Source organism: Nostoc sp., from assembly GCF_036917635.1.
Taxonomy (GTDB): Bacteria; Cyanobacteriota; Cyanobacteriia; order Cyanobacteriales; family Nostocaceae; genus Nostoc.
Genome location: NZ_JBALCW010000095.1, coordinates 17,268 through 41,714, shown reverse-complemented (window position 1 = coordinate 41,714; position 24,447 = coordinate 17,268). Strand labels below are relative to the sequence as shown.

Genomic DNA, 24,447 nt, shown 5'->3' with positions numbered 1-24,447 from the left:
TTTGTTTATTTAAGCAGTAAATTCGGGTCTTTGCCGTTTTTGAGTAACTCAGCAGCAGTAATGTGAATCCCGAACTGCTCTCCTAGATGCGCCCCTAAAGTTCCGTGGACAAAAAATATCCCCATCATTGCAATACCTGCTAACAAGTAGCTCCACTGCACTTGCCTGGAAGCATCTTGACGCCAGCGATAGCGTTGTAAACCTCTCCATACAGTCATGGCAACGATCATCCCCAACAGCGAAACACCGCCTAAACCATGCAATAGCATTGTCCAACCAGGACTCAACCCCCAATCACTTTTTTGATTCACTGCTGGGTTTGCTAGCAGTAGCTCAAAAAAACCAAATGCGACAGTGAAAAATGTCACAATAGCCGCTCCTACTAGGTTGTACCAGCCAACATCAAAGAAGCTAGAACGGATGGCAGTTAAACCCAAAAATTTCAATATTGGTCGTTCTATGGGAAAAATAGCTCCTGCTATATCAAATAAGATGGCGATGATGAACAAACCCAATGTCAGATGCACCAACTGAGGATGCATGGGAATTTCATAGGGTAGTCCGTTTGCACCCAAACGCAACCTCAAAGAGTCAATCAGTTGCGAGTTCATTGTGAAACTCCCTGCTTCATGGCTTCAACCACAGGCTCGACATGCAAACCATATACCCAAAACAGCTTGCTTCCTAAATATACTTGTAAGAATACCAGACAAATCAAAAACGTTGCTGCCCCAAGATAAGCAGGTGGTACTTTCCTTGAGTTGCGGTTACGAATTACAAAGCGCCAAGCCGTGATGGCAACAACAAGCGCCGCCAGCGACCAACCCATGACTGTGTGAAAATTCAGTGTTGGCTCAACAGATGCGTAATTATTTGCTAGACCTGCTTCAAATTGACCAAAGATAACTGCTAAGAAAATAGCTCCTGAAGCAACAAACATATTCCAGAAACTTACTTCAAACAACCGCACGTTGTGGGTAAAATACCCGATCGCGTCACAGATATACGAAAATAACACCATCGCAATTACAAAGTGGACGAGGATCGGATGTATGGGGTCTGGATATGGGAGATTTTGACTATTGAGAGAGAGGCCAAGCATCGTTTTTCCCTTAAGGTATCTACGGGCTATGATGACTTCTGTTAGTAAAAATAAAATTCAGTGTTGAATTTTTAAGTCTTTTTATTAAGAAAAATGTTATAAAAATAATAATCTTACAGAATATCTAAAAACTAGAAAAAAACATACTATCTTAGGGATGATTTCTCTAAAAAAGCACATTTTAATATCTTTGATCGTTTTGATTGTAAAAATGACCTGTGAAAAAATGTTGGGTTTCGTTCTTCAAACGCCATTTGCAAGGCTCGGCGGGAAACTACTTTCTTCGCAGTGGCTCCGCAACCTACGATTCTCTTTAACCGAAGCGTATTGTTGTATAAATTAAGCCGACATCAAAAATTTCAATTTTTATAAAATCTATTGTATTTTTAGAAGATAAGTGCTGCTAAACCAAATCTAAGTTGAGAACCGTAGTTTTCACCCTCTCCCTAAATCCCTCTCCCAAATCTGGGAGAGGGAGTTTGAAATTCTGGCTCCTCTTGGACTATATATGGGGGATAGGTTGGGGGATGAGGGCAAATCCTTTTGAAAACAGTTGAACTACAGGTTTCAAGATAGACGTGGTTTATAAGGATTTTAGGGACTGACAAGAAATAAATTATTCCAATAAACGAACCACTTCAGACAAGGCAGCGCGGTCTTGGGGGTTTCCCCCATGAGCGACTGCCGCACAGAGAACGCAGAGAGAAGAAATAGAGAGAGTTTTTGCGTCAGTTTTGGAACATTTTTTTATTTGTCAGTCCCTTGTTCAATAATGAAAATTTTTCTAAGCCTTTAGTTAGATATATTTATTACTCCAATAGTTAGAAGCGATCGCCACTACAAACCCTTAAAGTAATCCCATAATCTGATAAATTTGCGTAACAATTAACTATTAATTAAGTAGCAGTTAATACAAGTATGTGATAAATTGATTTAGCAAGCAATTTTGTGATTGAGGCTGTCAAATCAGCGATCGCTCATGATTTCTGAATTCTGCTGTAAGTTTTCGCTATCAGAGACACTCAAGCTCTACATTCTGAGGAAATATTATGAGCTATTCTCCTTACCTGCTCAAAGGTCAAAAAGCACTTGTAACGGGTGCTAGTTCTGGCATTGGTGAAGCTATAGCTCGCAATTTGGCTTTGTCAGGTGCAGCAGTAGCTATTAACTATAATTCTGAAGCCGAATCAGCCCAAAAAATTGTCGATGATATTAAGGCTGCAAATGGTGAAGCTTTCGCCATACAAGCTGATGTCAGCAAAGAAGACCAAGTAAAGGCGATGTTTAGCCAGACAATTGAGCAATTCGGAACGATTGACATTTTGGTGAACAATGCTGGTCTGCAAAAAGATTCACCTTTTATAGATATGAGCCTTGACCAATGGAATACAGTCATTGGGGTGAACCTGACAGGACAATTCTTATGTGCTAGGGAAGCCGCAAAGGAATTCTTGCGTCGAGGTGTGCAACCGGAGATTTCATCTGCCGCAGGTAAGATTATTTGCATGAGTTCAGTACATGAAGTGATTCCTTGGGCGGGTCATGTTAATTATGCTGCTAGTAAGGGCGGTATCAATATGATGATGAAAAGTATTGCCCAAGAACTTGCACACCACAAAATTCGCATTAATAGCATTGCTCCTGGTGCAATCAAAACTCCAATTAATAAATCAGCTTGGGATACTTCAGAAGCTGAGGCGAAGTTATTACAATTGATTCCATCAAAACGAGTCGGTGATGTAGAAGATATCGCCAAAGCAGCAGTTTGGTTGGCTTCTGATGATTCTGATTATGTCAACGGGACAACACTGTTTGTAGATGGTGGCATGACTTTATATCCAGGGTTTACCGAGAATGGGTGAACTACTCCTAGTAGTCTATCCCAAAAGTTTTCAGAGGTTCGTGGTGTTCAGATCCCCGACAACTTCTGCGAAGTCGGGGATCTCGCAGCCCCGCAAAATTAATGGGACAGACCACTAGGGACTTCCAAATAAAAAAATACCCCACAAGATTGGGTAATTTATTTCTTGGAAGTCCACTAGGCTCGACGGGCGATGTCAAAATCCTTTTGGTGTAAGGTTTCTTGCTTAGTTGTATTGCCTTTTGGTCGGGTAGAAAGCCCCATCTCCTTGAGCAAACGGTTAATGTGGCAACTGCTAACCTTAATTCCCAATTCTTTTGCCAAATGCTTGCTTAACCATTGTGCTGTCCAGCGTTCAAATGAATAGCCAACAAGGCGCGGACTATGACTTACCAATTCTTTCAAGCGAACGAGGTATTGCTCATTCACAGTTTTAGGGCGTCCCATCAAGCGATCGCTCCATTTGTGAGCTTGTCCTGTTTGGGCGATCGTAATCCAGTAGCGTGCAGTCTCTTGAGAACATCCCAAAGCTTCACAGATTTGAGCCTGAGATTCACCTGCATCGAAAAGCAGCATAATTTCAATGCGACGGCGGTATTCTGCACGTAAGTCGCTTCCTAAGCTTTTCAGTAGGTATCTGCGCTGAAACGGTGTTAAGCAAAGACCTGGATTTTCCATAATGATTCCTCTTGGTAGAACTTGCACTCTTTGGAAGTTCGTTTAGCTTCTTTGCGAACCTCTGCTTACTTCTCGGAATTAAAAGTCTATGAATTCTGCAACTTGTTACAAAAATTTATAATTATCGGATGAATGGTCAGAAGTTAGGCTTTTCAGGCGTTGATGCTGTGACTGGTCAAAAGCAGCGATAAAAAAGCGACGATGAAATCAAAGATATAGCTTCAGTATCAAGGTGGGTGACTTGGATTATCTCAGAGCGTCAAAACACTTTAATTTACAAGACAAAAATACCTTCAACTTGAAATTTAAAAAAATTAAATAATGAAAACATAAGTACTTGAGTTATGCGAATAAAATCAGTTTTTGACCGTTGATTTTATTGATTTAATCTCAGAAGATGTAAATGGAGTTAGACAATTGATTACTAATTCCACGCTCTAGTCTTCTGACAACAGTTCTAGAGATTTGTGCTCAGACACAAGGAACAAGGAACTCTAACAACACTAAAGGATAAAACGATGGAAACGCTCAACTATCTTCATAATGAACACCTAATTGTTGAATTGAAACCTGAAGAAGCAGAAACTATGGAGGGAGGAGTCTCTTTTAAAACGTACACGACTAAGGATGTCTCTACTTACCTAAACTTTCGTTCTGGACCTGGCACCAACTACCCCAGTATTGGGCGCTGGTTTCCTGGTCAGCTCTACAACTTGCAAGTACCAGCTATCGTGAAGAACGGATTCCGTAAATTAGCTTCTTCTCTGAATGTGTGGGTATCGACGCGGTACATCAAGCCGGCATAGGCAGCCCTCTTGAATAGCCAGACACTTAGAAATCTAAGTTAAAAGCTGAACATTAGTGGTTCATGTCATTAAATTTGAGAGGTTTGTAGTGAGCGATTTATCGCTGATTTTCAAGGGCTAGATCCGCTTAATACGAACTTTCATAAGCCATCAAAACTAATGACATGAAGCACTAGCTCTAATCTGAGCATAATAATCTGCTTACACTCGCCAAGACCATATACATGACACCTGTTGGGGCGTAAAACGATCGCTCCTACATGAAATTTTTTATATTTAAAAACAAAGTTGGAAAATCAAAGTATTTTTTATACAAAAGATTTGAATAATCAAAACATAAGTCCTTTAGTTATGCAAATAAAATTACTTTTAAACTCTTGACTTTATAAAATGAATCTCAGAATATTTAAATGCAGTTAGACAATACATCACTAATTCCACATCAACATCAATCTAGAAAAGGAAAGTGACAATGTTAAACACCAAAGAATACTTCAAACAAATTGATGCAACTCTTGCCGTTAAGCAAGTTGATAATAAGACTGCTGCTTTAGACTCTCTGATTGAAGATATTTCAGATGACAAGTCTGCTTCTGTAGCAGGAGGAGCCGTATCAAATTTCAGTGGCACAGTTAATTACGCATCTGGGATATTACCAACGGTATATAAAACTACCCGCCAATTCAACGACATTTCAATTCGACTGACTAAGAACCCTTACGACTTATACGTTTATGCCCCGCGCCCTAGCGGTGGTCAGGTCAACACTTATGACAGGTTTATTCCTGCAAACTACCGTGGTGTCATCACTGTGGCGGCGGATGTGAAAGATGGAACCTCTTTCCGGCTAGGCTTTTATTCTCCATCGTCCTTTGCTACGTTTAAAATAGCAGGGCGAATAACCTATTAGCAAGATGGTGTCAGGTTTTCGCTGTTAATCTTGTCCGACTTTTGCACCAACGAATTTAATTAGGTTGACCTAACTTACTCATTTTTAAGTTGAGTCAACACCTCTAACATTTTGAAAACTAGCTCTGGTCGGGGCTTTCACCCCGACTCACTTTCTCTTTTGTGTAAGTTCTAAGTTATGAAATACCAAACTGTACTTCAACACAGCGAAGAAGACTGTGGTGCTGCAAGTCTTGCTACTATTGCCAAACACTACGGACGCACTTTTGCCATTAGTCGAATGCGGGAAGTAGTTGGTACAGGATCGCGGGGAACCAGCTTGCTGGGGTTGAGCCGGGGTGCAGAAACTCTAGGATTTAATACGCGTCAAGTCAAAGCCTCGGTGCAACTACTTGAGCAATTAAATAAAGCCCCTCTACCCGCCATCATTCACTGGAAAGGCTACCACTGGGTCGTTTTATACGGTCAAAAGGGGAAAAAATATGTAATTGCTGACCCTGGTGTAGGTATCCGCTATCTCACCCGCGAGGAGTTGCTAGAAGGGTGGGGTAATGGCATCATGCTGCTGCTAACGCCAGACGACAGCCGCTTTTATCAGCAATCAGATGATAAAATTGGTGGCTTTGGGCGTTATCTGATGCGGGTTTTGCCCTATCGCGCTATTCTGATTCAAGCGATCGCAATTAACATCGTCATCGGACTGCTCTCCCTCGTTTCTCCCTTGATGATGCAATTGCTTACCGATGATGTACTCGTGCGGGGAGATACCCAATTGCTAACCGTGGTGGCAATTGGAGCGATCGCTATGAGTCTATTTAGCAGTGCGATCGGTTTGGTACAATCTCACTTAATTGGTCACTTCGGTCAAAGGTTGCAATTAGGTCTGATTCTAGAATACGGACGACAACTATTGCGTTTGCCCCTCTCGTACTTTGAAGGACGGCGCAGTGGGGAAGTAGTCAGCCGGATTGCCGATGTGAATCACATCAATCAGCTAGTTTCCCAAATTGTCCTCGGTTTACCCAGCCATTTTTTTATCGCCTTGGTTTCCTTGGGCTTCATGCTCTTTTACAGTTGGGGGCTGACTTTGGCTTCCCTTGCTGCCTTTATAATTGTCACCCTTGTTAACCTGCTTTTTCTCCCAGCTTTGCGCCAGAAAACCCGCAGTGCGATCGTGTTGGGTACAGAAAACCAAGGCTTTCTCGTTGAAACTTTTCGCGGTGTCCAGGTGCTAAAAACTACCCAAGCTACTCCCCAAGCTTGGCAAGAGTATCAGGCGAATTACGGTCGGCTTGCTAACTTGGGCTGGAGTACGATGAAGCTGGGACTTTACAGCGGCACTATCACCAGTATTATTTCTACTTTTACTAGTATTGCCTTACTGTGGTTAGGGTCATACTTGGTAATTAATCGCACTTTGAGTATCGGTCAGTTGCTAGCGTTTAGTGGGATGAGTGGCAACTTTCTCGGCTTTTTGGGTTCAGTCATCGGCTTAGTTGATGAGTTTATCACTGCCCAGATTGTCATCCAACGCTTGACGGAGGTGATTGATGCTACCCCCGAAGACGACAAAGACGAGAAAAAGCCTTGGGCAGAACTTAAGGGCAATATAGATATTACTTGCACCAACCTTAATTTCCACCACGCAGGTAGAGTTGACTTGCTGCAAGATTTTTCGCTGATTATCCCTGGTGGTCAAGTTATTGGGCTGATTGGTAAATCCGGTTGTGGTAAAAGTACCCTCGCCAAACTGCTTGCTGGTTTATATTTCCTCCAATCTGGCAATATCCGCTATGGCATCTATAATCAGCAAGACCTCTCGATGGAATGTCTGCGGCAACAAGTGGTGCTAGTACCTCAAGAACCTCACTTCTGGAGTCGCTCAATTATGGAAAACTTCCGCTTCAGCTATCCTCAAATAGCCTTTGAACAAATTGTGCAAGCTTGCGAGATTGCTGGTGCAGATGAGTTTATTAGTAAACTGCCCGATAAGTATCAAACTGTTTTAGGCGAATTTGGCGCGAATCTTTCTGGTGGACAACGACAAAGATTAGCGATCGCTAGAGCTATAATTACTGACCCGCCGATATTAATTTTAGATGAATCTACTGGCGCTCTCGACCCAGTGAGTGAAGCCAAACTCCTAGATAGACTGCTATCTCATCGGCTGGGCAAAACCACAATTATGATTAGCCATCGCCCCAAAGTCATCGGGCGGGCTGATTGGATTGTATTGCTGGAAGAAGGACGTTTGAAAATTCAAGGCACTCCAGAGGCTCTGCGCCATCAACCTGGTGAACACTTAGACTTTTTAGACGGCGTTGAGCCATTTACAAATGGTTTAGTGTCTAAATCCTCTAACTCTAACGGTAAATTCAGCACAATCATTAACTAAAATAGCATGATTAGCCATTCCAACTCAGACTACTTGCCCCCAATTCAAGACAACGAGTTTCTCCCGCCGCTTGGTCGTTGGACTACTTGGGGCGGACTAGTTCTTGTCTGTGCTGTGGGGTTAGGCGTTCCACTTGCCTCTATTACCAAATATAAAGTGACGGTTAAAGGACAGGCACTTGTCCGTCCTGCTGGGGAATTGCGGCTGGTTCAAGCTGCTACCGAAGGTCAGGTGACGCGGGTTTTTGTTGCAGAGAATCAAGTTGTCAAAAAAGGGGATGTCATTGCCACTATTGACAACTCGAAGCTACAAACTAAAAAAAGCCAACTGCAAAGTAACATTGGGCAAAGTCGTTTACAACTATTTCAAATCAACGCCCAGATTAATGCCATTAATAACCAGGTTTTAGCTGAAACTGAGCGCGTCAACCGGGTTATTGCTGGTGCTGAAGCTGAATTAAGCGATCGCAGCCGGAACTATCAAGATAAAGTTATTACTACCGCTACTGATGTCGAAGAAGCGAATGCAAATGTAAATGCAGCAGATGCTAGTCTCAAAGCTGCCCAGTTAAAGCGAAATCGTTATCAGACTGTAGCCAAAGCTGGAGCCTTGTCTCAAGATCAATTTGAGGAAGCACAACTAGCTGTTCGCCAGCAAGAACAAGCACTCTTAGCGGCTAAAGCCAAATTGCAAAATGTCCAAACTTCTATTAATCCCAGTAATGCACAAGTAGCGATCGCTTATAATCGCATTGCCCAAGAAAAAGCTACCGGTCAAGCCAACATTGCTACTTTAGATAAAGAACGCCTTGCTCTAATCCAGCAACGAATTGAAATCCAAAAACAGCTAGAGAGCGACAAGAGCGAACTCGAACAAATAAATATCGACCTCAGTCAGACTAGAATTACTGCCACAGCAGACGGAATTATTTCTAAATTAAACCTGCGAAACTCTGGTCAAACAGTTCCTGCTGGACAGGAGATTGCCCAAATTGTCCCCACTGATGCCCCCTTGGAGATTAAGGCAGCAGTAGCACTTCAGGATAAAAATAAATTGAAACAAGGCCAAACGGTACAAATGCGGGTTTCTGCTTGTCCTTATCCAGATTATGGGACTCTCAAAGGCAAGGTTAAGACGATTTCCGCCGATGCGTTCGCACCTCAAGGGAATGCTGCTAATGCCACCGACACAACATCTGTCAGCCAAAAGATGGCTGCCGTTGGTGGGTTCTATGAGGTGATAATTGAGCCAGAAACCCTTTCTCTAGGTAGGGAAAAACACCAATGTGCTATTCAATTGGGAATGGAGGGTACAGTCGATATTATTTCTAGAGAAGAGACTGTGATGCAATTCTTTTTGAGGAAGGCGAGGTTGATTGCAGACTTGTAGTGCGTTGGCGTAGCCCGCCGCAGGCATCGCAGCGTAACTATTCGTAACTATTTCTCGCAATCCTACCGTGCGTTTTCTATCTATCCTTATAAAAAGGTGTAGTTTTCTTGCTAGTTATTTAAGGGTTGCAATGTCTAGAATGAAGCGATATAGGCAGCATTGGCGCTGGAAATTCGCACTGGGAAGTTTTTTGGTGATCGGTAGTGCGATCGGCGAAGCTGTATTGCAAACATTCGCTTTCTCTTTTAATTGTGCTTTTGCCCAAATTACCCCCGATAGCACTCTACCCAATAATTCGAGTGTTACAACACAGAATAACATCAGTACCATTGAAGGGGGAACCCAAGCTGGAAGAAACTTGTTCCACAGTTTTCAGCAGTTTTCTGTTCCAACTGGCGGCACTGCAATATTTAATAATACTGCGAATATTCAAAATATCATCAGTCGGGTAACGGGTGGGTCAGCTTCTAATATTGATGGGATAATTCGCGCTAATGGTACAGCTAACCTATTTCTAATTAATCCCAATGGGATTATTTTTGGTCAGAATGCTCAATTGAATATTGGTGGTTCTTTTGTTGCGACAACAGCGAATGCACTGCAATTTGGAAATCAAGGTTTTTTTAGTGCTACTAATAAAAATATCCCTTCACCGTTGTTGACTATTAATCCTTCAGCATTGGTGTTTAATCAGATTAATCAAAACGCAGCGATTCAAAATAACTCAGTTGCATTTGCAGGACAAGATACAGCAGGCTTTGATGCATTTGGTTTACGAGTACCAGATGGAAAAAGTTTACTGCTGGTGGGTGGTAATGTCAGCATGGATGGGGGAGAATTAAATGCTAGTGGTGGACGAGTTGAGTTAGGAGGATTGGCGGAACCTGGTAGTGTAGCGCTGGGTGTAGATGGTGATAATCTCAGCTTGAAATTTCCTGAGAATGTTGCACGAACTTCGGTATCCCTTACTAATCTAGCTGCGATATATGTAGAAGGCGCTGGTGGCGGTAATATTGCAGTAAATGCCAGAAATCTAGAGATTTTAGAAGGAACTGTCCTAAGTGCTGGAATTGGGGAAGGTTTGAAGACATCTGAAACTGTTGCAGGAGATATTACGCTAAATGCTACCGGAGAAATCAAAGTTGCAGGTGGAAGTGATGTTCGCAATCTTGTGGGTTTGGGGTCAAAAGGTAATGGGGGTAACATTACTATCGATTCTGGTTCTTTCTCGTTACAAGATGGTGCTCAAGTTCAAGCCTTAACTTCTGGACAAGGGAATGCGGGGAATATCAATCTTAATGTAACTGGGAAAGTTGATATTGCTGGGGAGAAAAATGGTTTTTTTAGTGCGATCTTCAGCTTTGTGCAAACTGGGACACTTGGTAATGGGGGTAACATTACTATCGATTCTGGTTCTTTTTCATTACGAGATAGCGCTCAACTTTCTGCCTCAACCTCTGGACAAGGGAATGCGGGGAATGTGATAGTTCGGGCACGAGATGCTGCTTCTCTTGCAGATAATGCTTCCATCTTCAGCACAGTGGAAGCCGGGGGTGTAGGTAAGGGAGGTAATATCGACATCAATGCTGCAACACTATCACTAATTGATGGCGCTCAACTGCAAACTGTTACTAAGAGTGCATCTGCTACCCAGCCAGCAGGACGGGGCGATGCGGGGAATGTCAATGTTAATGTAACTGGGAAAGTTGATATTGCTGGGGAGAAAAACGGTTTTCTCAGTGGGATTCGTAGCTTAGTGGAAACTGGGACACTTGGTAATGGGGGTAACATTACTATCGATTCTGGTTCTTTCTCATTACAAGATAGCGCTCAACTTACTGCCTCAACCTTGGGACAAGGAAATGCGGGGAATATAAATGTTAATGTAACTGGGGCTATTAATATTGCTGGGGAGAAAAATGGTTTTGTTAGTACAATTTTCAGCACTGTCGGAACGGGGACAGTTGGCAATGGCGGTAATATTACTATCGATTCTGGTTCCTTCGCGTTACGCGATGGCGCTCAACTTGCTGCCTCAACCCTCGGACAAGGAAATGCGGGGAATGTGATAGTGCGGGCACTTGATGCTGTTTCTCTTGCAGATAATGCTTCCATCCTCAGCACGGTGGATTCTGGGGGTGTAGGTAAGGGAGGCAATATCGACATCAATGCTGCAACATTATCACTCATTGATGGCGCTCAACTGCAAACTGTTACTAAGAGTGCATCTGCTACCCAGCCAGCAGGGCGGGGCGATGCGGGGAATGTCAATGTTAATGTAACTGGGAAAGTTCATATTGCTGGGGAGAAAAACGGTTTTGCCAGTGGGATTCTTAGCTTTGTGCAAACTGGGACACTTGGTAATGGGGGTAACATTACTATCGATTCTGGTTCTTTCTCTCTAAGTGATGGCGCTCAACTTGCTGCCTCAACCCTCGGACAAGGAAATGCGGGGAATGTGATAGTGCGGGCACTTGATGCTGTTTCTCTTGCAGATAATGCTTCCATCCTCAGCACGGTGGATTCTGGGGGTGTAGGTAAGGGAGGCAATATCGACATCAATGCTGCAACATTATCACTCATTGATGGCGCTCAACTGCAAACTGTTACTAAGAGTGCATCTGCTACCCAGCCAGCAGGGCGGGGCGATGCGGGGAATGTCAATGTTAATGTAACTGGGAAAGTTGATATTGCTGGGGAGAAAAATGGTCTTATCAGCGGGATTCTTAGCTTTGTGGACATTGGGACACTTGGTAATGGCGGTAACATTACTATCGATTCCGGTGACTTCTCATTACGCGATGGCGCTCAACTTGAAGCCTCAACTTCTGGACAAGGAAATGCGGGGAATGTGACAGTGCGGGCACTTGATGCTGTTTCTCTTGCAGATAATGCTTCCATCTTCAGCACATTGGAAGCCGGGGGTGTAGGTAAGGGAGGCAATATCGACATCAATGCTGCAACATTATCACTCATTGATGGCGCTCAACTGCAAACTGTTACTAAGAGTGCATTTGCTACCCAGCCAGCAGGGCGGGGCGATGCGGGGAATATAAATGTTAATGTAACTGGGAAAGTTGATATTGCTGGGGAGAAAAATGGTCTTATCAGCGGGATTCTTAGCTTTGTGCAAACTGGGACACTTGGTAATGGGGGTAACATTGCTATCAATTCTGGTTCTTTCTCTCTAAGTGATGGCGCTCAACTTTCTGCCTCAACCCTTGGACAAGGAAATGCGGGGAATGTAAATGTTAATGTAACTGGCGCTATTAATATTGCTGGGGAGAAAAACGGTTTTGTTAGTACGATTTTCAGCACTGTCGGAACGGGGACAGTTGGCAATGGCGGTAACATTACTATCGATTCTGGTTCCTTCTCATTACGCGATGGCGCTCAACTTGAAGCCTCAACTTCTGGACAAGGAAATGCGGGGAATGTGATAGTGCGGGTACTTGATGCTGTTTCTCTTGCAGATAATGCTTCCATCCTCAGCACGGTGGATTCTGGGGGTGTAGGTAAGGGAGGCAATATCGATATCAATGCTGCAACATTATCACTCATTGATGGCGCTCAACTGGCAACCAGTACTCGTGGTGCATCTGCTACCCAGCCAGCAGGACGGGGTGATGCGGGGAATATAAATGTTAATGTAACTGGCGCTGTTAATATTGCTGGGGAGAAAAACGGTTTTGCCAGTGGGATTCTTAGCAGTGTAAAAACTAGGACAGTTGGCAATGGCGGTAACATTACTATCGATTCTGGTTCCTTCTCATTACGAGATGGCGCTTTACTTGAAGGCTCAACTTTTGGAGAAGGGAATGCAGGCACAATTAAAGTTAATGCTGCTGATTTTTTCACCATTTCTGGCAAGAGTGCCAACTTTACCAGTGGCTTGTTCGTTAACTCCGAAAGTACGACGGGTACTGCTGGAGATATTCTTGTCACCTCACCTAGAGTTACCTTAGATAACGGTGGCAGACTCAACGCCCAATCTGCATCAGGTAACGGTGGCGACATCAACTTACAAACTGATTTACTTCTTCTCCGTCGTGGCGCTCAAATTTCTACCACCGCAGGCACAGCACAAGCTGGTGGTAATGGTGGCAACATCACCATCAAAGCCCCGTCCGGCTTCATTGTTGCTGTCCCAAGCGAAAATAGCGACATCACTGCTAATGCTTACACAGGCAACGGTGGAAGAGTAGATATTCAAGCCTTTGGTATTTATGGCATTCAACCCCGCCAGTTCCCAACTCTCTTTAGTGATATCACCGCTAGTTCTAAGTTTGGTATAAACGGCACTGTAGAACTTAACACGCCGGATATTGACCCTAACGGTGGCTTAGTTAACTTGCCAACCGTACCAGTTGATACCCAAGTAGCACAGACTTGTACCGCAGGTAGTGCTGTAACTAAGAGCAGTTTTACAATTACTGGACGCGGCGGCTTACCACCTAATCCGGGTGAAGCCCTCAACGCTGACGCAGTGCAGGTAGATTTGGTGGGGAGCAACCGAGAAGTAGGTAAACCCTCTACTCCAGCAGTTTCCACAAATTCGATTAAGCCAACACCAACTCCCATAGTAGAAGCTACTGGTTGGGCGATCGCTGCTAATGGCGATATAATTCTCACTAGCTCTGCACCCACCCTCACACCTCATTCTTCCTGGCAGAATCCAGCCGATTGTCGTGTGTTTAATCAACGTCAGGGAGGTTGAGCAACTTACACTGTCTATTTTTAGTAAAAACGCGGTGCAAGTGGGGGCAAAAACATGACAATAAAAAAATCTAGATTACGGAAAATCAAGCGCCTTTTAAGTGTACTGCTGCTTTTGGCTATGTTCTTAGGCGCTCTTTTGTTGCCCCCTACTTTCGCATCCGTAACTGCGGAAAACTCTAGTGTTCAAAGCTTGCTAAATGCCAAAAACTTCCTCGAGCAGGGCAGTAAATTTTATGAAGCCGAACGGTTTGCTGAAGCTGCTACTTCTTGGCAACAGGCTATCTCTGCATTACAAGCTAATGGGGAGGAATTGAGGCAAGCGATCGCACTGGGTAATCTCTCATTAGCTTATCAGCAATTGGGACGGTGGTCAGAGGCAGAAACTGCGATCGCTCAAAGTCTCAACTTATTACAAACTACTCAAAATATAGACACCAAAGACTCTTCGCAAATTCTAGCCCAAGTTCTAGATATCAAAGGTCGCCTGCAATTGGCTCAAGGCAAAGCTGAAGATGCCTTAGATACTTGGCGAGTATCACTTGACATTTATACAAAAATCGGCAATCAAAGGGCGGTTATTCAAAATCGGATTAACCAAGCCCAAGCTTTGCAAGCTTTAGGGTTTTATCGGCAAGCCGAGAAGACATTAAGAGAAAGTACCCAGATTCTCCAAAGTCAACCCAACTCTCCTGTGAAAGTCGCAGCTTTGCATAGTCTTGGCAATGTCGTGCAAGTCACTGGTGATTTAGAAACATCTCGGCAGATATTGCAGCAAAGTTTAGAATTAGCTTCATCGTTGCCAGATCAAAAAGCGATCGCTGATATTCTCCTCAGTCTGGGTAATACAGCCCGTGTTCAGCAAGACACGCAAACAGCTATAAAATATTATCAACAAACTATCAAAACTGCAACCTCACCCACTACACGCATCCAAGCTCAAGCCAATCAACTAAGATTACTGCTGAAAACTGAGCAATTGTCAGCTTTCCAAACATTGTCCTTCCAAATTAAAACTCAGCTTAACGACTTACCCATTAGTCGGACAGCAATTTCTGCGCGGATTAACTTTGCCCAAAGTCTAATGCAATTCCGAAAAAAAACCGCCGCAGACACGGACTCATGGTTGGATATTGCCCAATTACTAGCAACTGCTATTGAGCAAGCAAAAAGTTTACAAGATAAACGCACCCAATCCTATGCTATTGGTGTTTTAGGCCAAGTTTACGAACAAACTCAACAGTTGTCTGATGCTCAAAACCTCACCCAACAAGCCTTGCTTATTGCTCAAGATATCGATGCTAAAGACATTGGCTATCAATGGCAATGGCAACTAGGACGTTTACTTAAAACTAAAGGAGATATAAAAGGAGCAGTAGCAGCTTACACAGAAGCAGTTAATAACCTCCAAACCCTCCGCAGTGATTTATTTGCTGTCAATTCTGCGGTGAAATTTTCCTTTCGAGAAGAAGTTGAACCGGTTTATCGCCAGTTAGTTGATTTACTTTTGCAATCTCAGGGTAATCAAGTTAGCTCAGAAAATCTCGCAAAAGCCAGCAATACAATCGAATCACTCCAAATAGCAGAACTAGAAAACTTCTTTCGCAACAACTGCTTAAATGCTCAAATCCGTAATCCAAAAAAAGATCCAACGGCAGCAATTATTTATCCATTTATTTTACCAGACCGACTAGAGGTGATCGTTGAGTTGCCTCAACAGCGTTGGTTGCACTACACTACTCCTGTAGTTGAAAAAGAATTGGAAACTACTTTAGCGCAACTACAAGAAAATCTACCCAAACCACACACGCTGCGACAGGTTCAATCTTTATCCCAGAAGGTTTACAAATGGCTGATTCAACCTGCTGAAGCTGCCTTAGCTGAAAATAAGACTCCTACTTTGGTGTTTGTGCTGGATGGTTGGTTGCGAAATATTCCGATGGCAGTTCTCTACGATGGCAAACAATATCTAGTTGAAAAGTATAACATTGCACTCACCCCCAGTCTGCAACTGATTGAACCCAAACCATCAAAGAAGGAATTAAAGGTAATAGCCGCAGGATTGAGTGAAGCAAGTTCAGGATTTTCTGCACTACCCAACGTCGAACTTGAATTAGAACAAATCCGCTCTCAAGTCCCTAGCAGCATCCTTCTGAATCAAGAATTTACCAGCAAAACTTTGCAAAACCGGATTAATTCTCTATCTTTCCCTATCGTTCATCTTGCAACTCATGGTCAGTTTAGCTCCAAGGCTGAGGAGACATTTATTGTTGCTTGGAATGAGCGTATTTATGTGAAAAAGTTAAATGAGTTAGTGCGAACGTTAGAGCAAAATAGACCCGAAGCGATTGAATTGCTCATCCTTAGTGCCTGTCAAACAGCCGCCGGGGACGAACAAGCTGCACTAGGAATTGCTGGTGTTGCTTTTCAAGCAGGAGCACGCAGTACGATCGCTTCTTTGTGGAACTTGGATGATGAGTCTACTGCTGTGTTGATGAATCAATTTTACCAAGAGTTAGGCAACAAAAATCTAACTAAAGCTGAAGTACTCCGTCACGCCCAGCTAGCTCTTTTGCAAAATCCCAAGTACAAACGTCCCAGGTTTTGGGCCCCCTATGTTCTTTTAGGTAATTGGCTTTGAGCCATCACCACTTGAAGCGGTGGGATTCACGCTAAGAGTTGGAGTTAACTTTTTGTCCATTTATTTATGCAGATGCGATTGTATCGACTGACAATGCCATTGTATCGGCTGACAATGCCATTGCATCGACTGACAATTCGATTGTATCGGCTGGCAATGCCATTGTTTTGACCAACAATTCGATTGTATTGGGTGACAATGCGATCGCATCGACTAAGAATGCGATTGATCGCATCGGCTGATAAATTTATGTAAAGAAATTAGCAAGTTTTGCGTAAAACTAACGCGATCGCAACTGAGAATTATCCAGGGGTGACGCAGTAATACACACCTCGACCCTAACAACTACGTTCCTGTAGAACTTCAAGCAAACGCGAGGAGCGTCTCGTAGAGAGGAAAAATTAGGAGTGTGTATGCAAGCATGAACCTTCAGCATCGCTGCCTTCTCCCTTGGCGTTAGCCTCTCCCTTTGGGATTCGGAGAGACGCTAAAAGCGATCTGCCCTCTGCCTTTCTTTGTAATTCTTAGTTTTAGACCAAAGTGCTGTAGTCCAAAGAGCCATCTGCAAAGATAAAATTCTCAAAACCTGTTGTGGTCAGTGTAATAACATTTCCATTGTTATTGAAGCTGATGTTAGCTGGGTTTAGGGCATTGCCCGAAATTAGACCAGAAAAAGTGAGTTCAGAACGATTGAAAGCACTGAGGTCTAAGGTGTCAAAACCTTTTCCACCATCCACAGTCCCAGTACCAAACCCTTTGAAGTAGTCATTTCCAGTGCCTAGATCAATGTTGATACCGCCACCAATAGTAACTTTTTGTTGAACTCCATTGATGGTACTGGTGGATGTAATTTTGTCATTGCCATCGCCAGTCTTGATAGTTCCTTTTCCATAAATGCCATAATTCCCATAATTACTACCAAATTTTGCTGTAGCCTGTCCGGTAAGGATGTCACAACCATTGCCAGTATCAATTACTCCATCGTTGGAGATGCCTATGAAGATGAGGTCGGGGATTAAACCATTGCCATAACCAGTAATTGTGTCGTTACCCTGCCCTGTGGTGATGGTGGCACCTTTCATGTTCTGAATGCCAGTTCCATCATCAATTTTTTCCCTATAGATACCAATAGAAGTGCCAGTGCCTATGATCGTGTCTTCTCCGTCTCCGGTATCCAGTTTCTTACTGTTAATAATGCCAGTTCCACCAGTACCGCCGATGCCAAAAAAGCTGTCAAGGTCAGTTCCCGTACCTGTACCAGTGCCTGCGATCGTGTCATTTCCGGCCCCAGTATTGAGATTACCATTATTGCTGATGCCAGTCCCTACACCGCCATTGCCGGGTTCTAGAATATTATTGGCGGGAATCCCGGCAATACCGATGCCTGTGATCGTGTCTTTTCCGTCTCCGGTATCCAGTTGCCCAGTGTTGCTGATGCCAACCCCATCTCCACCCATGCTGCCATAGCGAGTCCCACCACTAGTGCTGCCCTGACCAGTGCTAGTGATAGTGTCATTGCCCAACCCAGTATTCAGTTTGCCACTGTTACTGATGCCAGTCCCAAATCCACCGCCGCCGCCAATGGAGAATGGACCGCGGCCGCTTGCGCCGTTGCCGCCAGTGCCATTGCTGATGATAGTGTCATTGCCCAACCCAGTATTCAGTTTGCCACTGTTGCTGATGCCTGTCCCTACACCGCCATTGCCGCCACCACCATCATTAGGAGGGGGCACATCCGCGCCGATGCCTCCAAGACCCCCAATACCGTTGCTGATGATAGCGTCATCGCAGGGCCCAGCATTCAGATTGCCATTATTGCTGATGCCGATTCCAGCACCGCCTTCGCTGCCATTGATGTCCTTACCGATAACACCATCAGCCCCTTTACCGCCAGTGCCGTTGCCTTTAATGGTGTCCAATCCTAAGCCTGTATAAATGAAACCTCCAGTTAAAATATCAATCCCAATTGCTGGAAATTTATTTAAATCTTCCCCTACTATTGTGTCCGAACCAGCAGTGCCTGTGAAATTGGGTGGAACCGTAAATCTAGGCATAATCAAAATCCTCTAAATTTAGATTAGTACTGAGCTTCTATACATGTAGGTTAAAAAATAATACCAGATACTGCATCAGTAAACCAAAAAGTTTTTTAGAAGCCTTACCATCTGCACATTTCTTCTTAGCCACCTACCTCGCCAATGCCATAACCCTGTTGGGTGCGATCGCATCAACTAACAATTCGATCGCATCGACTAACAATTCGATTGTATTGGGTAACAATGCGATCGCATCAACTAACAATGCGATTGTATTGACTTACAATGCCATTGCATCCATTTACAATGTTATTGTATTGACTTACAATGCGATCGCATCAACTAACAATGCCATTGATCGGCTTACATAATTTACAGCAGTCTTCATGTCTTTAGACCACACTCTTGATTTCTCTGTGCGCCTGGAGCGGCTTTGCGTGAGATAAAAAAGATGTGCTACATTTACCCGAAAATAGCTGTAAAAGCCTCCTGTTAGCTTTAGAGTTGTAATGGGCATATTAAATGTATACTTTATTACGGTATACATATATGCCTACCCAAGATACAACACGCCGTTTGCCTCCTCAATCAATTAGTCAAGATATTAATTCATTGCACGGTTTTCAAACCATCAGCACATACAATACAACCCGTGCTGATGCCTCTGCTGCAAACTTACAGCAAGCTTATCAAACTATGTTGAGTTTTCAACAAGCCGAAATTGAGAAACTAACTTTATACCGTGCTGCGGCTGATGCTGCGCGATTAGCAGAATGGGAATTTCACAATGCTGTATTAGCTATGAAAGAAGTTGTGCGCGGGCAATATGGGTCCGACAGCGATCAAGCTCAAGCAGTTGGACTGAAGAAAAAATCAGAGCGCAAGCGTTCTAACCGTAAAAAGTCAGTTGCGGCTGTAAGTTAATCAACTCAACCATTGAGTCAGTGTAGAGCATCGCTGACCTTTCTCCAAAAGCGATCGCTCTTCACTGCTAATTCTGGCGTTGCATAGTTGCGGGATTTATCTCGCACAAAGACAAGGCAGTGCGCCCTTGCGGCTCTGCCGATAGCCAAGCAACTGCCGTGCAAAGGAAACTCTATATAAATCATCCCACATTTATGCAACGCCCTAATTCTCTAAATTGCAGCACTCCACCTTTGGTTCAGTTGCAAAATCATTCAAACCAACAGCTTTTAACAGCGCCGTCCAAGAAGTATCTTGCGAATTGGTGCGACGCAGTTTACTAGCAACGCTCAACGCATCATACCAAATACCATTAGCCGCATAAAGGTTTACTTGCTGGCGTGGTGTTGCTTTTTCTAGTTGAGTTTTCAAAGCAGGCTTTAGTTGCTCCCGTTTTACATAGCCTTCAACATTAGCAATAATTTGCTTATCCTTCTGACAGTAGATGTTAAAATACCATCGGTATTGTTTGCCAATCTCTAAAGGTGCTGCTTTTGAGGGCAAACGAAGGTTTACTACTCCTGGTGTCCCCGTTAAAGAAGTTTTGTAAATAGTCTGATTTTGTGCATCATCTTCTAGCACAAGCTCTCCAGATACATAATCGGATGCATAAGGAACATAGAATAAGAAAGTAGGATACTCTGCGATCGTTGTGCCAAACACCAATTCTGAATTTGAATAAACAGGTACTAAAGCTGTGAGCCGCTTTTGAGAAGATGTCAGAAGCTTATTTATATCCTGCTCACAACCACGACTACCTGCTTCTGCTCTCTTACCTGGTTCCCCGATGTCTGGCGGTGGGGGTGGTGCTGCGAAAATCAATGATTGGTTTAATTGTCCGTTGGAATTTGCAGGCTGTGCCTGCACATCTACAGAGCTAAGGAGTATTAAACTAACAGTGAGCAAAATTTGAATCTTTTGCACAGATAACTTCATTTTTATTTATGCCTCAAGTTGTAGCTGACAATTCAGGTCATCTGGAAAACCTCACTTCTATTTCTCTCTTTCTTTGAGGAGATACTTTGAATTTTCCCACTTAGAGTGTCGGAAAGGGGGTTAGGGGGTTAGGTTAATCGTTAGCTTTTCCACATAACGGACTGACAAGAAATAAATTACTCAAATAAACGAACCACTCCAGACATAGAGAATACAGAGGAATAAGCAGGAGAGAGTTTTTTCGCTAGTTTTTTGGGTATTTTTTTATTTGTCAGTCCCTTGTGATAGGTAAATTGCCACTGTGCCGCCAGTAGCCACTAAAACCAAAGCTGACGGAACTAGCGGAACCCAAATCCCTTGGTAAAAGAGAATTAAGCAAAAAACGTATAAGACTCCAAGTAAACCTCCTCCCGCCAATACTAAATATAGTCTTGAGCGATCGCACCAAGCGATCGCCACTGATCCGGCATAGCCGACCGCACCTCCAACTACCGACCAACTCCAAACCCACAAAACTTCCCCCCAAACAGGCAAAACTGATATCAAAGGTCGCCCATCCATAACCGCACTCACCAACTGACTCACCATTTGTGCTTGCAAAATTACCCCTGGTATTTCTTCGGAAGCCTGCCCAGTCATGTAGGGGGTAGCACTATAATCACGAAAGCTTTGGGCAGTAGTACCAATGAGAACAATTCGACCTTTGACTTGTTCAGCATTGACTTTACCCCTAAGAACATCTGTGAGTGTGACTTTAGGAGCAATTTCTAAAGGAGAATTTTCAAAAGAGCGGTAATTGAGCAATATTTGGTAGCCCCCTGTATCCGCTTGTTGATAGCCACCTTTATGAGGCTGCAACCGCTTAAAAACGATGTTGCCTAACTGCAAATCCCCAGAATCATTGTATTTAGCAGAGATACCTTCTCCCTGCAAGTAGTGGAATGCCAGTTGGGCATTAAGGGCGTAGCGTGCAGTACAAGGGGAGGTTACATCTGCTGGTTGCATTGCCAATAAATGACGACGCAGAACGTGGTCTTTATCTGGAATAATATCACTAAATCCTTGGCGTTCTAGCGGAACCCCTAAAGGAGGTGAAATTCCCGGACGGTCTTTTGTGAGTTCTTGAACTTTGCAAATTGCAAAAAGTCTGTCATCTATTTTCAACCTAGTCGCTAAAGAAGCTTGATTGAGTTGTGATGACTGATCGTGATAAATATCCAAACCAATGGCTTTGGGTTGGAACTGTGCAAGTTTTTCCAAAAGTCTGGCTAGTGCTAGATCCGATAGCGACCCTCTTCTTTCCTTTTGCTCTGGTAACTGAAAATCTTCTTCGGTAACAGTGACTATCAACAGACGCGGATCTTGCTTTTCTTGGGGACGCGATCGCATTAATTGATCGTAAGCTTGTAATTCCCATGTTTGCAATCCTCCCATTTGCCGAACTCCTAGCACGCTGATGGTGAAAATCACACTCATTAGCAATCCCTTTATCAGTAGGCGACTGTTAAATTTAATTCCCGGCTTTGGCCAAGTCATCGATACAGCAGCAGGATTTTCACAAATTATCGGTAACCAACTTGCCTCTGGAAATTTGTCCTCTAATCCTTGCAGTTTTTCTCTGGCAGTGCGAACTGCAATATATAAAGATACACCTGAAGAAAAAGCTGCCAGAAAATGCTTTAAAAATGCTTGCGCCACAAGATCGGGTACAGGTTCCCGCATCACAATAATTTGGGGAATATGTAAATCTTGTAGTTCTCGCGCTAATCCCAATCCATCACAAGAGTTCAAAATCGCCAACTGTAACCCATTGGTAACAGCATTTCTCAGGGCATATTTCAGGTCTGCAATTGTTAAACTATCTTTGTCATTAATATAGATACGAGCAGTTTCACCCTCGCTTCTACTATGACCAGCGAAAAATAAAATGTTCCAAGGTTGATTCCACAACTGCTCGTTAATTTGATCGCGTTGGGGCTGTGTCAAAAAGGTTGTGGCTGCATTGGGCAATTTTTTTAGTAATTCGCAGTCTTCGTCTATATTAATACCAGCTTTATCGCCCAAAATCGCCAATATTTTGATTTTATGTCTGTAGGTAGATGTCTGCAATGCAGTTACTTGTTCTGACTCTGGAAGACTCAAAGCTACTTCAGCTTTGGTGTAGTCCCGATCGAGCAAATCCCATAGATGCCAAGGAAGTTTCTCTAGCTGCATAGAAGCAGTGCGAATCAGCACTCGCACTTCCTCATTGGGCATTAAGTATTTAAGCAATTTTTCCCGAATCCGCCAAAATGACTCTGACTCTAGCCAGTGGTTTAAGTGCGATCGCAACTCACAAGCTTTGTTTTGACAGTCATCACGCCGTTGGGTAATAGAACCATCGTAAATAATTTTTTTGGCTTTGATGCGGCTATTTCCTAGACTACGATAAGTTGACCGCCACTCGTCAATTGCTTTAGCTATTTTTAGATTGGGAGGTAAGTAACCAGATGTTTCTATGCTGGGGCGTTTGCCATCTTCTCCAATCTCCAGCGTTACCCGCACCCCTAACTCCAAATCCCCATCTAGCTTTAGAACAACTAACTTTCCCATTTGCAGCACCCCTATTGTTTTCGCTTCAGATGAGAAAACTTTCTATAACGCTAATATTGCCCAAACCCAATTTAATACTAAGTACATCTACTTGTTTTCTCCAGCCGTTAATCATAAAAGACCTCGAATTCAAATGCACCAACTTGCAAATCTGTATATATCTCATGTATAAATTGCGATTTTTAGACAAACTAAGCACAATTGTTACAAAACTTTTCGCTCAGACATTAAAGAAATGTATGTAAGTACAGTGTGAGCCTTCTTGCGATGGTAAAGGCTCCAATCTACCATTATATTTTTTCAAGAATCATTCTCTATTTTGTGGCATAAATTTAGTTAATGCGGGTGATATCTATACAGCAGCATTGAACACTAAGAAGTTCCTTATGAATAAATCCAGCTATCAGCTAGACAATTCTCCTTTAACATTACCGATTTCCCAATCAGCTCGCATAACTGCCCAGCAATTTGCTAACCAGCAGCCAAATTCTGAAAAAGCAGAGCAAGTTCGGCTGAATACATTGGCTGTGTGCGTGGTGAATGACTATTTAGCAATGATGGATATTCCTACTGACCTGCAAGCTAGTGACAGCTGGAACCCCATCATGCGTCTCTGTGGGGATGTAGCTGACTTAGAAATTCCCTCAATTGGTCGTCTGGAGTGTCGCCCTGTGCATCTGCATCAGCAGATATGTTCTATTCCTCCAGAAACCTGGGAAGAACGCGTGGGTTATTTAGTAGTTCAAATTGATGAATCGCTTCAAGAAGCCAAGCTGCTTGGTTTTATCCCTAGTGTCGAAACTGAAACGCTGCCTTTAGCGCAACTGCAACCATTGGAAGCGTTTATTGACCATCTGGATCAACTGCGCCAATCCCCAAATCCACTGGTGAATTTAAGTCAATGGTTTGCTGGTATATTTGAGACAGGTTGGCAGACTGTTGAATCCCTATGGAATTTGCCGGAACTCAGACCAGCTTATGCCTTTCGCAGTGCTGATACTGTAGAAATAAATGCCCTTAACCTAGCAGAATCAATTACTAAACGTGCAAAACTGATTGATTTGGGTATCCAAATTCTCAACCAACCCGTCATGTTGATTGTGCAAATCAGCCCAGAAAAGGATCAGCAAACCAGTATTCATCTACAATTGCACGCTACTGGGAATCACATCTACTTGCCACCCGGAGTTCATCTCACTGTTTTAGATAGTTCGGGAACAGTATTTCTAAATGCTCAATCTAGAAGATTAGATAACTACATTCAGTTGCAGTTTCGCGGTGAACCTAGAGAGCAATTTAGCGTCAAGGTAGCCATAAATGATACTAGCATTACCGAATATTTTCGGATTTAAAACATCTAGCTATCTTCCCTCTTTGTCGGTAACTTATTAAGTGTTAATTGATTAATTAAAAATTAAAAATT

At 43.3% G+C, this 24,447-nt stretch carries 17 protein-coding genes; 9 read left to right on the top strand and 8 right to left on the bottom strand.

Translation table 11 applies throughout. The annotated features are described in order from the left end of the window. Positions 1-5: 5 nt before the first annotated feature. Together V7K32_RS23100 and V7K32_RS23095 are read right to left on the bottom strand one after the other, a co-directional pair. On the bottom strand, positions 6-611 hold the full coding sequence (locus V7K32_RS23100; protein WP_334996315.1) for a DUF2231 domain-containing protein: 606 nt from the start codon (positions 609-611) through the stop codon (positions 6-8). Next, the gene (locus V7K32_RS23095) at positions 608-1,102 is read right to left on the bottom strand and encodes a DUF2231 domain-containing protein (protein ID WP_334996314.1); all 495 of its coding nucleotides are present in this window, start codon (positions 1,100-1,102) and stop codon (positions 608-610) included. The genes V7K32_RS23100 and V7K32_RS23095 overlap by 4 nt, the downstream gene beginning before the upstream one ends. Before the next feature lie 1,049 nt (positions 1,103-2,151). Here V7K32_RS23095 and V7K32_RS23090 point away from each other — a divergent pair. Beyond that, positions 2,152-2,964, top strand: coding sequence for an SDR family oxidoreductase (locus V7K32_RS23090; RefSeq protein WP_334996312.1), 813 nt, complete (start codon positions 2,152-2,154; stop codon positions 2,962-2,964). Between the two features lie 176 nt (positions 2,965-3,140). On the opposite strand, the gene V7K32_RS23085 is transcribed toward V7K32_RS23090, so the two are convergent. Continuing rightward, positions 3,141-3,641 carry a helix-turn-helix domain-containing protein gene (locus tag V7K32_RS23085; protein WP_334996310.1) on the bottom strand — a complete coding sequence of 167 codons (501 nt, stop codon included), beginning with the start codon at positions 3,639-3,641 and terminating at the stop codon, positions 3,141-3,143. 1,278 nt (positions 3,642-4,919) lie between these two features. On the opposite strand from V7K32_RS23085, the gene V7K32_RS23080 reads away from it, so the two are divergent. The 5 genes from V7K32_RS23080 to V7K32_RS23060 all read left to right on the top strand — a co-directional run bounded on the left by V7K32_RS23080 (position 4,920) and on the right by V7K32_RS23060 (position 16,497). Next, positions 4,920-5,357 (top strand): hypothetical protein, encoded by a 438-nt coding sequence (locus V7K32_RS23080; protein ID WP_334996308.1) that lies wholly within the window; start codon positions 4,920-4,922, stop codon positions 5,355-5,357. 177 nt (positions 5,358-5,534) lie between these two features. Then, on the top strand, positions 5,535-7,751 hold the full coding sequence (locus V7K32_RS23075; protein WP_334996306.1) for a peptidase domain-containing ABC transporter: 2,217 nt from the start codon (positions 5,535-5,537) through the stop codon (positions 7,749-7,751). 6 nt (positions 7,752-7,757) lie between these two features. Continuing rightward, positions 7,758-9,140, top strand: coding sequence for an HlyD family secretion protein (locus V7K32_RS23070; RefSeq protein WP_334996304.1), 1,383 nt, complete (start codon positions 7,758-7,760; stop codon positions 9,138-9,140). Between the two features lie 130 nt (positions 9,141-9,270). Continuing rightward, positions 9,271-13,857 (top strand): two-partner secretion domain-containing protein, encoded by a 4,587-nt coding sequence (locus V7K32_RS23065; RefSeq protein ID WP_334996302.1) that lies wholly within the window; start codon positions 9,271-9,273, stop codon positions 13,855-13,857. A gap of 54 nt (positions 13,858-13,911) precedes the next feature. Further along, positions 13,912-16,497 (top strand): CHAT domain-containing protein, encoded by a 2,586-nt coding sequence (locus V7K32_RS23060; protein ID WP_334996300.1) that lies wholly within the window; start codon positions 13,912-13,914, stop codon positions 16,495-16,497. A 64-nt stretch (positions 16,498-16,561) separates the two neighbouring features. On the opposite strand, the gene V7K32_RS23055 is transcribed toward V7K32_RS23060, so the two are convergent. Together V7K32_RS23055 and V7K32_RS23050 are read right to left on the bottom strand one after the other, a co-directional pair. Next, a complete protein-coding gene (locus V7K32_RS23055) occupies positions 16,562-16,732 on the bottom strand; it encodes a hypothetical protein (RefSeq protein ID WP_334996298.1) in 171 nt (56 codons plus the stop codon). A 295-nt stretch (positions 16,733-17,027) separates the two neighbouring features. Next, on the bottom strand, positions 17,028-18,551 hold the full coding sequence (locus V7K32_RS23050; protein ID WP_334996296.1) for a beta strand repeat-containing protein: 1,524 nt from the start codon (positions 18,549-18,551) through the stop codon (positions 17,028-17,030). 158 nt (positions 18,552-18,709) lie between these two features. On the opposite strand from V7K32_RS23050, the gene V7K32_RS23045 reads away from it, so the two are divergent. Together V7K32_RS23045 and V7K32_RS23040 are read left to right on the top strand one after the other, a co-directional pair. Then, positions 18,710-18,904 carry a hypothetical protein gene (locus V7K32_RS23045; protein ID WP_334996294.1) on the top strand — a complete coding sequence of 65 codons (195 nt, stop codon included), beginning with the start codon at positions 18,710-18,712 and terminating at the stop codon, positions 18,902-18,904. Between the two features lie 178 nt (positions 18,905-19,082). Continuing rightward, on the top strand, positions 19,083-19,457 hold the full coding sequence (locus V7K32_RS23040) for a hypothetical protein (protein ID WP_334996292.1): 375 nt from the start codon (positions 19,083-19,085) through the stop codon (positions 19,455-19,457). Between the two features lie 17 nt (positions 19,458-19,474). Here the strand turns inward: V7K32_RS23040 and V7K32_RS23035 are convergent, their stop codons facing one another. From V7K32_RS23035 to V7K32_RS23025, 3 genes are all read right to left on the bottom strand, one after another. Continuing rightward, positions 19,475-19,642 carry a hypothetical protein gene (locus V7K32_RS23035; protein WP_334996290.1) on the bottom strand — a complete coding sequence of 56 codons (168 nt, stop codon included), beginning with the start codon at positions 19,640-19,642 and terminating at the stop codon, positions 19,475-19,477. A gap of 19 nt (positions 19,643-19,661) precedes the next feature. Continuing rightward, the gene (locus tag V7K32_RS23030; protein WP_334996288.1) at positions 19,662-20,432 is read right to left on the bottom strand and encodes a DUF928 domain-containing protein; all 771 of its coding nucleotides are present in this window, start codon (positions 20,430-20,432) and stop codon (positions 19,662-19,664) included. Positions 20,433-20,696: 264 nt separating this feature from the next. Continuing rightward, positions 20,697-23,024 (bottom strand): CHASE2 domain-containing protein, encoded by a 2,328-nt coding sequence (locus V7K32_RS23025; RefSeq protein WP_334996286.1) that lies wholly within the window; start codon positions 23,022-23,024, stop codon positions 20,697-20,699. Positions 23,025-23,410: 386 nt separating this feature from the next. Between V7K32_RS23025 and V7K32_RS23020 the strand changes: the two genes are divergently transcribed. Further along, a complete protein-coding gene (locus V7K32_RS23020; protein ID WP_334996284.1) occupies positions 23,411-24,376 on the top strand; it encodes a DUF1822 family protein in 966 nt (321 codons plus the stop codon). Positions 24,377-24,447 lie beyond the last annotated feature (71 nt).